13 protein-coding genes are annotated in these 11,765 nt (G+C 37.7%); 5 read left to right on the forward strand and 8 right to left on the reverse strand.

Annotated elements, in window-relative coordinates; translation table 11 throughout:
• Positions 1-387: 387 nt before the first annotated feature.
• The 3 genes from MKY37_RS09130 to MKY37_RS09140 form a co-directional block, all read right to left on the reverse strand.
• On the reverse strand, positions 388-2,502 hold the full coding sequence (locus tag MKY37_RS09130) for a sensor histidine kinase (RefSeq protein WP_340776262.1): 2,115 nt from the start codon (positions 2,500-2,502) through the stop codon (positions 388-390).
• 141 nt (positions 2,503-2,643) lie between these two features.
• Positions 2,644-3,336, reverse strand: coding sequence for a response regulator transcription factor (locus MKY37_RS09135; RefSeq protein ID WP_340776263.1), 693 nt, complete (start codon positions 3,334-3,336; stop codon positions 2,644-2,646).
• A 188-nt stretch (positions 3,337-3,524) separates the two neighbouring features.
• Positions 3,525-4,091, reverse strand: coding sequence for a hypothetical protein (locus MKY37_RS09140; RefSeq protein ID WP_340776265.1), 567 nt, complete (start codon positions 4,089-4,091; stop codon positions 3,525-3,527).
• A gap of 148 nt (positions 4,092-4,239) precedes the next feature.
• Here MKY37_RS09140 and MKY37_RS09145 point away from each other — a divergent pair, with 148 nt between their 5' ends.
• The 3 genes from MKY37_RS09145 (at position 4,240) to MKY37_RS09155 (ending at position 6,498) form a co-directional block, all read left to right on the forward strand.
• A complete protein-coding gene (locus tag MKY37_RS09145; protein WP_340776267.1) occupies positions 4,240-5,052 on the forward strand; it encodes a BsuPI-related putative proteinase inhibitor in 813 nt (270 codons plus the stop codon).
• An 83-nt stretch (positions 5,053-5,135) separates the two neighbouring features.
• Positions 5,136-5,483, forward strand: a complete 348-nt coding sequence (locus MKY37_RS09150; RefSeq protein ID WP_340776270.1) for an ASCH domain-containing protein — start codon at positions 5,136-5,138, stop codon at positions 5,481-5,483.
• A 331-nt stretch (positions 5,484-5,814) separates the two neighbouring features.
• Positions 5,815-6,498 carry a BsuPI-related putative proteinase inhibitor gene (locus MKY37_RS09155; protein ID WP_340776272.1) on the forward strand — a complete coding sequence of 228 codons (684 nt, stop codon included), beginning with the start codon at positions 5,815-5,817 and terminating at the stop codon, positions 6,496-6,498.
• A gap of 65 nt (positions 6,499-6,563) precedes the next feature.
• On the opposite strand, the gene MKY37_RS09160 is transcribed toward MKY37_RS09155, so the two are convergent.
• The 4 genes from MKY37_RS09160 to aceA all read right to left on the reverse strand — a co-directional run bounded on the left by MKY37_RS09160 (position 6,564) and on the right by aceA (position 10,074).
• Positions 6,564-6,857, reverse strand: coding sequence for an RNA polymerase alpha subunit C-terminal domain-containing protein (locus tag MKY37_RS09160; RefSeq protein WP_340776274.1), 294 nt, complete (start codon positions 6,855-6,857; stop codon positions 6,564-6,566).
• Positions 6,858-7,007: 150 nt separating this feature from the next.
• On the reverse strand, positions 7,008-7,130 hold the full coding sequence (gene yhfH / locus MKY37_RS09165; RefSeq protein WP_340776277.1) for a protein YhfH: 123 nt from the start codon (positions 7,128-7,130) through the stop codon (positions 7,008-7,010).
• A gap of 30 nt (positions 7,131-7,160) precedes the next feature.
• The gene (aceB, locus tag MKY37_RS09170; RefSeq protein ID WP_340776280.1) at positions 7,161-8,759 is read right to left on the reverse strand and encodes a malate synthase A; all 1,599 of its coding nucleotides are present in this window, start codon (positions 8,757-8,759) and stop codon (positions 7,161-7,163) included.
• 31 nt (positions 8,760-8,790) lie between these two features.
• Positions 8,791-10,074, reverse strand: a complete 1,284-nt coding sequence (gene aceA / locus MKY37_RS09175) for an isocitrate lyase (RefSeq protein ID WP_340776282.1) — start codon at positions 10,072-10,074, stop codon at positions 8,791-8,793.
• Positions 10,075-10,279: 205 nt separating this feature from the next.
• On the opposite strand from aceA, the gene MKY37_RS09180 reads away from it, so the two are divergent.
• Together MKY37_RS09180 and MKY37_RS09185 are read left to right on the forward strand one after the other, a co-directional pair.
• Positions 10,280-10,936: a LytR/AlgR family response regulator transcription factor gene (locus MKY37_RS09180; protein WP_340776284.1), complete on the forward strand. Its 657-nt coding sequence runs from the start codon at positions 10,280-10,282 to the stop codon at positions 10,934-10,936.
• A gap of 124 nt (positions 10,937-11,060) precedes the next feature.
• Positions 11,061-11,441 (forward strand): YybH family protein, encoded by a 381-nt coding sequence (locus MKY37_RS09185; protein ID WP_340776286.1) that lies wholly within the window; start codon positions 11,061-11,063, stop codon positions 11,439-11,441.
• Positions 11,442-11,507: 66 nt separating this feature from the next.
• Here the strand turns inward: MKY37_RS09185 and MKY37_RS09190 are convergent, their stop codons facing one another.
• Positions 11,508-11,714: a hypothetical protein gene (locus tag MKY37_RS09190; protein ID WP_340776289.1), complete on the reverse strand. Its 207-nt coding sequence runs from the start codon at positions 11,712-11,714 to the stop codon at positions 11,508-11,510.
• Positions 11,715-11,765: the final 51 nt, after the last annotated feature.

Genomic DNA, 11,765 nt, shown 5'->3' on the forward strand with positions numbered 1-11,765 from the left:
TTTGACCTTGATTTTACTACGAAATATAAACAATAAATTATTTTTGGTTCTATTCCTTACTCAACTAACTCTTGCTTTACTTAATAATTAATTTAAAATAATGCAATAGTAACCTAGTTCATTATGGCTAGGTTACTTTATTTTAGAAATGAGGGGCGACTCCTACGGGAATAGCGTGACGCCTGAGACTACAGGCTCAGGCCACGCCCGTGGAAAGCGTCCCTGGAATGGAAATCAATTTTGTGCACAGCAAAAAACAGCATTTTTCTCACAGAGAAAAATGCTGTTTTGGGGTTCTGTCCCAGCCTCTTTAGATTTATATATTTAGTAATATTTCAAAGTTCCGAAAAGTAACGATCCCCTTTATACGCTAGGAAATTTCTTTTTCTATATTATTACAGCTATTTTCACGGTTACTTTGAACAAATCTCCGTCTACTTCCATTCTTAAGCTGCCTCCGTGTAAATCCACTATGGATTGTGCGATAGCAAGGCCAAGTCCCGAACCATCTGTATGACGAGATGTGTCTGCTCTCTTGAATCGCTCGGTTAATTCATTCACATCGTTACCTAACTCATACTTTGCTATATTTTTGATGACGAAAATGGCTTCTCCGTCGACTTGGTCCAAATTGATATACACGCGAGTATTAGGTAGGGCGTACTTCAGCGTATTGATGATCAGGTTATCAAGAACTCTCCACCACTTTTGACCATCTACATAGGACATGATTGGTTTAGTGCCAATGGCTACGCGATAATCTAACCCTGATTTATCAATGTCTTCCTGGTGCTCTGCGATTGCTTGCTGCAGCAGTTGGGTTAAATCCACTTTCCGTTTATCTAATTCGATATTTCCGGTCGCCATTTTGGATACTTCAAACAAGTCTTCGATTAGCGTTTTCAAGCGCATCGACTTTTTATCCAAAATTGCAATATAGGACGAACGCTCCTCATCCGTAATGCTCGGGTTCTTCAACAAATCTGTGTACGTAATAATCGATGTTAACGGTGTTCGTAAATCATGACTAACATTTGTGATAAGCTCCGTTTTCAAGCGTTCACTTTTGGCTTGCTCGGAATGAGATGACTTTATTCGGTCGCGAAGCCCATTTAAGCTAGCCGCATGCTCAGCAATAGGCGACTTCCCTCTCACTTCGACTTCGTTGCCGATCACGCCTCTTGCCATTTCTTCTGTTTTCATCATAATTCGGTTCAAGTATGACATTCTGGACAATAAAAACATGAGCACTGGAATGCCGATTAAAATCGTAGCCGGTATCCAAACGATTATTATACTTGGCTCCCAGAACACCATCATTGTGCCAAATCCCCAGAAGAATATAACGATTAGCATAATCAGTGTTTGTACCCCAATAGTGCGTTTTAAGAAAAAGCCTTCTAATGACTTAAACCAACTATACAAAAGCGTATTCTTCCAATCAAAACTTTCAAAATCTACTTTTAACCATTCCCTCTGATAAAATACTAAAGCGGCTGTAAGAATTGCAATGATTAACGTAAAAATTGGTATATCATATCCACCGTAATGTAAAATACCATTTCTCAATTCATTTGTAGCAGTATATACAATAAAGACACTGACAAAAAATAATATCCATTGTACATCTATCGGCAAGCTACGATACTTTCGCTTTCCTTCCTCATGCTGAAAATGAGTCTTGTCTTTTCTCCACAAGAAAATAAATGTGATAGCTGCTAAGACACCTAGGATAAGTATCCCAAAAAAGAATCTCTCTTCTTTTTTAAAATATTGATAACTATCCGCGCGATTACCATTTTTAATACTTGCTTCTGATATAGCAATAGTTCCTTCGAATTGCGGGAAGCCATAGCCAATTAAATTTTGTACGTACCAAGAGTTATCTATACTTTCATTTACAACATTTCTTCTTAAATAGTTGGATTTACTAGAGTATTCTTTTTTGTAAGCAAACTTGGTATTCATATCACCATTTGTAAATTTTTCGCCAGTTTCTTTATTTTTCAAGCTATAAATAAATCCCGTATCACCATTTAAGAATTCATTCTTCCTGCGCTCTAATGTTAGAAAATACTCATCTACCTGTTTTTCTTTTTCAAGTCGTACTTTATCTGCTACATGCACATTATCCTCAAAATTTTTAGTGATATCTTCCATTTTTTTATTGCGTTCTGCAATTGATGCATCATCTGTTCTTCCTTCATATTGATATTTGATGGAGTCTAGTTGATCTTGTAGACTACCAAACCGATAGCGATGTTCATCTATTTCTTCGGTTGTTACGGTAATGTTTTTCTTTATTTCTTCAATATCTGGAACAGCTAAAATAAGTGAAACAATAGACGACTCAAAGCCACGTACTTCTTCATTAAAGCTATCGCTATCGAAATAGGTTTTCCCTATATAATTACCGCTATCTCTAATTAGGGTTAGTATAGCTAAAACCATCATTACCGCTAACAAAGAAAGTATTATATCTTTTACCATTGGTTTTTTCATCCCTCTGCGCCACCTTTCATGTTTTGGATAATTTCTACGAAGCTCTCTCTAATTTCTACTAAAGGCACTAAGTTGGTTATACAATACAACAAGCAAAGTATTCCACAGACAATTGCCACTATAGATAGGAGGAAACTCATTTTACTTGTCGATTTTATAGCCAACGCCCCACACCACCTTTAGATATCTAGGATTTTTAGGATCTGTTTCTATTTTTTCTCGAATTTTTCGAATATGAACAGCTACTATATTTTCAGCGTTATAGGCTGGCTCATTCCAAACACGTTCGTATATTTCATTGATGGAAAAAACGCGTCCTGCATTTGTCATCAGTAGCTCTGTTATTTTAAATTCAATCGGCGTTAGTTTAACGGACTCGCCTTCTACAGAAAGATCCTTCGCTTCTTTATTCAAGACCAGCCCATCGATTTCAATCACTTGCTGCTGTCCTTGATAATTGCCTAACTTCGTATATCTTCTAAGCTGTGACTTCACACGTGCCACCAATTCCATCGGATGAAAAGGCTTCGTCACATAATCATCTGCTCCAACAGATAGCCCATGAATTTTATCGGAGTCCTCTGCTTTAGCGCTTAACATAATAATTGGGATATTTTTTTGCTCTCTGATTTTAAAAGTTGCTGATATTCCATCCATTTTCGGCATCATAATATCTAACACGATGACATGAACTTCGTTTTCTTCTATTAACTGCAATGCTTCTAACCCATTAGCAGCTTTTAAAACCCGGTAGCCCTCATTTTTCAAATAGATCTCGATACCATCTCGAATATCTTGGTCGTCATCAGTTACCAATACTGTAAACTGTGTCATTTATTTACCTCCCAGGCCCGCAGCATCCATGTAGTGATGTACTTAGGATGCCTTCCTCATCATTCTTATGTTACTTATTGTACCCCTCATTCCTTAACATTCCAGTAGGGAAAATATGAAGAAATTCTTAAGAAAACAATAAATGCGCTCTCAATGGGTTAGCCACTAATGAACGCATTTAATTACTTTTATTTAATTTTTTTGTATGAGTATTTATTCAATACGTTATATCTAACATAAAAGCCATCTTTAATCGTAGAATATTTTCCTTGTTCTATATTAAAGCCAAACATTTCGTCTGGTCCCATCCCAATCCCATCTGTCTCTATTTTATTATGATTTTTATCAAATAGCTGAATATCATCTATGCCACTCTTAGTTGTTATCCCTCCATCTGGATTAATCGTATAATTTACAAGCAAATCGCCACTTTTTCGATTCAACCGATTCTTTGCATCAAAAGAAAAGTTTAAATGCTTGTCTCGTTTCATCACTTCCATTAGAACTACATTTATTTGATCATCCGTATAGACTATTTCATCAATTTTTAAGGGTTCTTCTGAAGAAAGAGGAATCCAATCTGATTTGATAAAGAACTCAATTGGGACATTCTCCTTTTGGAGCTCGATTGTATAGCCTTTTTGGTTTACTATTTTCTTTTTAATAGCATCTGCACTAAACTGTTCATTATAAATAAAAATTCCAGTCATCACGAAAATTATCAGCAAAAATAATATAGATATCTTCCTATTCACTGAATCCCCCCTTTTTACATAATTATACCAATTACTTATTTTACTAACAATTCATCCTGTAACTTTCTTCGAGCTAAAGTGTCTAATAGTTAAAGGAGTGATTAAGATAAAAAGAATAATATGGGGTATATGTTCGATTTTTATTATTTTGATCTTAGCGAGTTGCGGAACGGATAATTCAGATAGCATTACCGGTAAACCTCAACAAAAGGAAGACAAAAGCATCACAACTGAACTAAAAGTAAAAGAGGATGGCAATGCTTCATTTACCATGAAAAATGAAACACCAAAAGAAATGACATTAACATATCCGAGCGGGCAAGAAATTGAATATCAGCTTTTAAACAATGAAGACAATATTGTATTCACCTATTCAGCCGACAAGGTATTTGTCCTTATGATTTCCGAAAAACTGCTACAGCCAAATGAAGAAATCGTCATACCACTTGACTTAAAAACAGAATTGGCAGAAGTACCTGCTGGTTCATACACACTTGTAGCTTGGTCAACCGCAAAAGAATTAAGTGACCAGAAACAAGAGGTAGCCTATGAATGGGCTGGAGATGAAGTAGCGGAAGAAAGTAATGAAACGATTACCGTCTATAGAGGGGACGCAAATGCAGAGTATGTTGAACCATACGACGTAAGTATTGATCCTACAAGCGATTTAGTTCATCAAATTTTCGAAGAAATTATGGTGCTTGAAGTCGGGTTAATTGATTATCGTTTAGAGAATAATAACACAAAGCTAATCTTAAATATGGATAGTGGACTAGAGAATGTACAGGGAAGTGCTGGCGAGAATATATTTATTGGGACAATTGTTCATTCCTATTTTGAAAACCTTCCCGATATAGAGGAAATATACTTCGAAGAGGAAGGTAAATCCCCGGTTGAACTCGCGCATATAGTGGTGTCGAAGCCATTTACAAGGGATCAGGACTATACAAATAAAAAATAGCCTTTTTATACCCATAGTCCGAAATCAATTTAAAGTGTACACTTAGTTATAATCAGCAAATTTTTTAATAAGGTGGGCTATGGATGACAAATCACGAAGAAACAAATTTACCTCCAAAGACATGTTCCGTTGAAAGATTAGTAACAATGGAATCGGATGTTGCTTTAGTATTACAAGGAAAAAAAACTGCTACACGACGTAATGGTCGCTATGCAGATGTAGGCGAAATAATGGAGCTTCAAGGGCAGTCCTTCGTTGTAGACCGTGTTTATATTCAAACACTTGGTGAATTAACGGATGATCATGCAAAGCAAGAAGGCTTTGAATCTGTAGAAGATTATAAACAATCCATTCTGTCTTATCATCCAGGCATGCCGTGGTTACCTCATATGACTGTATGGGTTCATGAATTTAGTCCTGTAAAGGCGTAACAATTGAGGCAGGTACAGAACCCCAAAACAGCATTTTTCTCTGTGAGAAAAATGCTGTTTTTTTGCTGTGCACAAAACTGATTTCCATTCCAGGGACACTTTCCCTGGGCGTGCCCTGAGACTGTAGTCTCAGGCGTCACGCTATTCCCGTAGAAGTCGCCACTCCATTTCAATCAATTTTATAAATATCCATTATTTTGTAAAGGTTTCTCCTTATCCAATAAAATTTCTACTTCTGTCCCAGTCTCTTTTTTTACAAAAATTATTGTTCCTAGCGTGTGAAACTTTTTATCTAAAAAATGGTCTAATTCGTAAATAGGAGGTGTACAACATGAGAAGAGGCAAAAAAATTAGTTGGTTTTTACTGTTTGCAATCCCTCTCTTTATCTTAGCTAGCTGTGGATCCAGTGCAACTGAATCTACAACAGGAAGTGACCCTGTAGAGGAACATTTATCTACACGACTAGACCTAACAGGTGATGGAGAAGGATCTTTTACGATTAAAAATGAATCATCTAAAGAAACTGTTTTGAAGATGTCGAGTGGTCAGCAAATCGAATTCCAACTATTAAATAAAGCGAATACAGTTATTTACACTTATTCGGCAAATAAATTATTCATACAGGAAATGCAAGAAAAGAAACTACAGACTGGTGAAGAATGGACGATTCCACTTAATCTGGAAGAAGAACTTGTTGGAGTTCCTCAGGGGTCCTATACACTAGTTGTATGGTCGACCGCAGAAGGATTAAATGAGCAAAAAGAAAAAATAGCATATGAATTACTGACGACACCTGGAAAACTTGTTGTTCTAACACAGGAGGTCACCTTTACTGGACTAGTTGATCCTCACTCCATCGAAGTGGAAAACCTAGATGGTGGTACAGAAGTAATGCAACTATCTGAGGTGGCAATGCCACAGTTTGAAAACCTGGAGGAAGGCACACAGCTAATCATTGAATACGTACAAAAAAATGATCAAAAGATCGTTCAAACTACGTATCCTGCTGAATAAGATTCTAAACAACCATAAAAAAATGCATCGCGATCTTGCGGTGCATTTTGTATGGTGATTTTAGTTTAGTTTTTGAAGGATAAACCCTCTTCCTCTAAACTAGATCTAAGCTTTGGTAATGAAGCAGGACCTATACCATGAAATTTCAAAATTTCTTTCTCACTAAATTCCGAGAGTTTCTGCACAGAAGTTATTCCGTTATTTTCTAGGGCTCGTCTAGCTGGTGCAGAGAGTAGCGAAAGAAATCCACTGTCAGGCTTTTTTTCTTTCTCACAGGCAGGGCAGGTTGGACAGTCACTGCTTTTATAATATTTATGCCCTTTGCCACAAATCCTTAATTCTTTTTCAGTTGTTGCCATATTATCATATCTCCTTATATAAGATTATTTGATATCCGTGCACCAATTAATTTATGTTAATAATACTTTGTGTCAGTTCATAATAATAGTGAAATGCATAAAAAAACCAGCGGGACATAAGAGCTCTCACTGGTTTTTTCGTTTTCAACTCTATTCCTCGTTCATGCCGATGCAACGTTCGCACTCGTAAAGGGATGATTCTACTTGCTCATTAATAACACATCCACATTCACGACAATGCTTTGTATTTAGTTCTTGAGTAGTTGTTTTCATGCAAATCACCTCCTCGAATGGATTCGTTTTTTAGCTAATTTTTTCGTAGCCTGGCAATGTTAGAAATTCGATAAATTCATCTTCTCTTACTAATGATAGGAATAGCTCCGCCGCTTCTGTGTAACGACCACTTCCGTATGCTTCATTTCCAAATGTGGCTTTTAGTATTCCTAATTCCTCTGTTAATACTTGTTCTACTAAAGGTATTGTAATATTACGTCCATCCTCCATTTTTCCTTCTGGATGTCTGATCCATTGCCATACCTGTGTACGAGAAATTTCTGCTGTTGCAGCATCTTCCATTAAGTTATTAATCGGGGCTGCTCCATTTCCACGTAGCCAAGATGCTATATATTGAACCCCTACGCTACAGTTCATGCGAAGACCTTCTTCTGTAATGGTCCCCTCTGGTACTTCTAGTAAATCTTCAGCATTTACCTGAACATCCTCCCGTTTACGGTGAATTTGGTTTGGTGTAGGCATAAGTTCTTCGAATTGCTCCCAAGCGACGGGTACAAGACCTGGATGCGCTACCCATGTTCCATCATGACCGTCCGTTGCTTCCCTACGTTTGTCTTCGCTTACTTTTGCGAAAGCTGCGGTGTTTGCTGCTTCATCACCCTTAATAGGAATTTGTGCGGCCATTCCACCAATGGCAGATGCATTTCGCAGGTGACAGGTTTGGATACATAATTGAGAATACGCACGCATAAATGGTGATGTCATCGTCACTTGACCTCGGTCTGGCAAGATGACCTGTGATTGATTGCGAAGTCGTTTGATATAACTAAATATATAATCCCAACGTCCACAGTTTAATCCTGCAGAATGATCACGAAGCTCGTATAATATTTCATCCATTTCGAATGCTGCCATAATCGTTTCGATTAAAACAGTTGCCTTAATCGTCCCGCTTGGAATCTCCAATTGCTGCTGAGAGTATACGAAAATATCATTCCATAACCGCGCTTCCAAATGACTTTCTAGCTTCGGCAAATAGAAGTAAGGACCAGTTCCTCGAGAGATTGCTTCTTTTGCATTATGGAAGAAATAAATTCCAAAGTCGAAGAAGCTACCTGAGATTGACTCACCATCTATTTGTATATTTTTCTCTAAAAGATGCAGTCCCCTAGGTCGTACGATTAGTACTGCTGTTTCCTCTTGCAGGCTATATACTTTACCAGTGTTAGGCTGTGTATAAGAGATTGTTTTGCGAACAGCATCACGCATATTGAGTTGACCTTCAATCATATTTTCCCAAGTTGGTGAAGTAGCATCTTCAAAGCAAGCCATAAATACCTTTGCACCTGAATTTAATGCATTAATAACCATTTTACGATTAACTGGACCAGTTATTTCGACGCGGCGATCCTGTAAATCCTCTGGGAGTGGAGCAATTGTCCAATCCCCCTCTCGAACCGCTTTTGTTTCTGGTAAAAAGTCTAATGTTCCACCGTTATCTAACTTCTCTTGACGAACTTGACGTGCCTGTAGCAATTCTTTTCTTCTATTATCAAAGAGATGATGGAGGGAAGCTACGAAATCTAAAGCTTCTGGCGTTAAGATTTTGAATATCCCTTCAACTTCTTTCCCTACAATTTCAATTCTTTTAGTCGTTACTTGTTCCATTTCTCGTTAACCTCCCATCTCCATGTTTGGTTTAAGCAAATTGTGCTACCTCTGTAGAGCCTTTCATCGCTGTGGTAGAAGAATTTCCTCCAGAAACTATTTGTGAAATTTCATCGAAGTATCCAGTTCCTACTTCACGCTGATGTTTAGTCGCGGTGTATCCTTTTGCTTCGTTTGCGAATTCTGCTTGTTGAAGCTTAGAGTAAGCAGCCATACCATTTGTTTTATATTCATGTGCTAGCTCAAACATGCTATGGTTTAATGCGTGGAATCCAGCTAGTGTTACGAATTGGAATTTGTACCCCATCTTCCCTAACTCTACTTGATATTTTGCAATTGTTTCTTGGTCTAAGTTTGCTTCCCAGTTGAATGATGGTGAACAATTGTAAGCTAGCAATTTACCTGGATATTCTGCATGAATAGCGTCAGAAAACTGTTTTGCTTCCTCTAAACTTGGATGAGACGTTTCACACCATATAAGATCCGCATATGGTGCATACGCTAAGCCCCGTGCGATTGCTTGGTCGATTCCTGGTTTTGTTTTGAAGAATCCCTCAGGTGTTCTTTCGCCCGTTAAGAAATCTGCATCACGTGGGTCAATGTCACTTGTAACCATATCTGCAGCATCTGCATCAGTACGTGCAATTAGTACAGTCGGTACACCCATTACATCTGCTGCTAGTCGAGCTGATACTAAATTACGAATAGCATTTTGAGTTGGCAGAAGAACCTTCCCTCCAAGGTGACCACACTTCTTTTCAGAAGCAAGCTGATCTTCTAAATGTACGCCAGCTGCTCCAGCTTCAATCATCCCTTTCATTAATTCGAAGACATTTAATGGTCCACCAAATCCAGCTTCCGCGTCTGCAATAATAGGTGCGAACCAGTCGAACTCATCTTCTCTACCTTCTGCCTGATCGATCTGATCTGCACGTTGTAACGCTTGGTTAATGCGCTTAACTACTGCCGGGACACTGTTTGCTGGGTATAAACTTTGGTCCGGATACATTTGACCCGAAAGGTTGGCATCTGCAGCCACTTGCCAACCACTTAAATAAATTGCTTGAAGACCAGCCTTTACCTGTTGAACTGCCTGGTTACCCGTTAAAGCTCCTAGGGCATTGATGAAGTCTTCTTGGTGAAGTGACTTCCATAAACGATTTGCTCCTTTACGAGCTAATGTTTGTTCAATGATGACAGATCCTCGTAGTTTCACTACATCCTCTGCTGAATATGGACGTTCAATTCCGTTCCAACGACCTTCCTCTTGCCATTGTTGTTGAAGCTCTTCTACCTGTTGTTGTCTTTTTGACATTTACACACACCCCTTAATATTTTTTGTAGGAACATTATTTTAAAATACGACTTTTTTACTGTATCATAACAGTCCCTTTTCTTGTAATCTAATATATAACACAATGATATTTCTTGTATTGGTTTTTGGATGAATGATCATTTTTTAAGGATGAATGAAGAATTAGAATGACGAATGCAGAATATATAATTTCGGGGGTGTGCTAGTGGATTTTAGAAGGGAACAACTAAAACAGTACAGTTTAATAATGGAGGAATGGGTTCCGAAAGAAGCCTCTATTGCTATAGCAGCAGGGGATCAATATATTTATTATTTGGCAGGGGCACATGATCTTCATGTAAAAGAAGGACAAAAAATCCAAACTAATAGTATTGCAGATTTAGTACTAAAAAAAGGATGTAGAACAGAAGCTGTACTGGTGGACACATTATTTCAGGTACCATATTACGGAATAGGATATCCGATAGAAATTAACGGAGAGAAGGCTGCATTAGTTGTTATACTCCCTCCTCATCACGCAGTACCTATTACTTCTCCTTATAAGTTTTTGACCGGGAAGCAAGAGGATGAGTGGAAGCCTATCCCAATCGAAAAAGTTTCCCATATAGAAAGTCTCCAAAAAAAGACATGGTTCTATGCCAATAAGGAACCTTATAAAATAAGTATCCCCCTGAAAGATTTACAACTACGACTACCCGATAGCTTTTTACGGATCCATCGCTCTTATATTGTAAATGTTTCATTCATTGACCGAATCGTCCGCGATTTTTCTTCCAATTTATTAGTACAGTTACAGGATGGGACCGAGTTGCCTGTGAGTCAGTCTTATATCACTGATGTTCGTACTGCGTTGGGGTTTTAAACTCAAATAGCCCCAAGTGATTATTAAAATAGTTGGTAATAGTTTCTTGATCCAAAACCTATAAAGAATTGTCTAAATTAGTAGTTTTACGTAATATTAACTTAATACGTTAAGGAGGGTAATAATGGAAATATTGCATAAGTATATTAAAGCAACGAACACACATGACTTTGAAGAAGTCCGAAAAATTTTGCACCCTGAGGCTATGTATTTTTTCTCAAATAAAACTTGTATTAATCACCAAGAAATACAGTCATATTTTGAGAATGCTTGGACTTATATAAGTGATGAGAATTATGAAGCACGAGAAGTTAAATGGCTTTTCAAAGGTGATTCATCTGCTTCATGTATCTATACTTATTTTTACGAGGGTTATATTAACGGAGCTTACACCAGTGGTGAAGGAAGAGCTACCAATGTATTTGTGAAAATTCACGATGAATGGCTATTAATACATGAACATTTAAGCGCGCCTCCTAAAGCTAGACGGTCTACAGAACAGTAGCAAGGCTGGTTTTAGGGAGGGCATGACCCACGTCACACCCTCCCCTTTTTAGCTACTGATGATTATTCACATAAGCTTTCCTATGACATAGATAACTATCGAAATAAAAAACATTAAAGCTATCACGATTAAACTAATTAAAGAAGCAACTTTTGTATATCTAATAGCACCTTCCGATAATTCAGGATCTTCCTTGTACATCCATCGTTTTCCGAATAATAAACTTTCTTTTGGATAGTAATAACTCCAAATAAGTGCTGCGTTTAATGGCATCAGCAGTAGAAAGTAAAAGATTATTTCGGCGATGATAATCCCCCCCTCAAG

It is taken from the genome of Psychrobacillus sp. FSL K6-2836 (assembly GCF_038003085.1).
Taxonomy (GTDB): domain Bacteria; phylum Bacillota; class Bacilli; order Bacillales_A; family Planococcaceae; genus Psychrobacillus.

What these genes read in the sequence shown, in the direction of transcription:
- MKY37_RS09130 (WP_340776262.1), bottom strand. Translation starts at nt 2,502, where the DNA reads ATGAAAAAACCAATGGTAAAAGATATAATACTTTCTTTGTTAGCGGTA.
- MKY37_RS09135 (WP_340776263.1), bottom strand. Translation starts at nt 3,336, where the DNA reads ATGACACAGTTTACAGTATTGGTAACTGATGACGACCAAGATATTCGA.
- MKY37_RS09150 (WP_340776270.1), top strand. Translation starts at nt 5,136, where the DNA reads ATGACAAATCACGAAGAAACAAATTTACCTCCAAAGACATGTTCCGTT.
- MKY37_RS09155 (WP_340776272.1), top strand. Translation starts at nt 5,815, where the DNA reads ATGAGAAGAGGCAAAAAAATTAGTTGGTTTTTACTGTTTGCAATCCCT.
- MKY37_RS09160 (WP_340776274.1), bottom strand. Translation starts at nt 6,857, where the DNA reads ATGGCAACAACTGAAAAAGAATTAAGGATTTGTGGCAAAGGGCATAAA.
- yhfH (WP_340776277.1), bottom strand. Translation starts at nt 7,130, where the DNA reads ATGAAAACAACTACTCAAGAACTAAATACAAAGCATTGTCGTGAATGT.
- aceB (WP_340776280.1), bottom strand. Translation starts at nt 8,759, where the DNA reads ATGGAACAAGTAACGACTAAAAGAATTGAAATTGTAGGGAAAGAAGTT.
- aceA (WP_340776282.1), bottom strand. Translation starts at nt 10,074, where the DNA reads ATGTCAAAAAGACAACAACAGGTAGAAGAGCTTCAACAACAATGGCAA.
- MKY37_RS09185 (WP_340776286.1), top strand. Translation starts at nt 11,061, where the DNA reads ATGGAAATATTGCATAAGTATATTAAAGCAACGAACACACATGACTTT.
- MKY37_RS09190 (WP_340776289.1), bottom strand. Translation starts at nt 11,714, where the DNA reads ATGCCATTAAACGCAGCACTTATTTGGAGTTATTACTATCCAAAAGAA.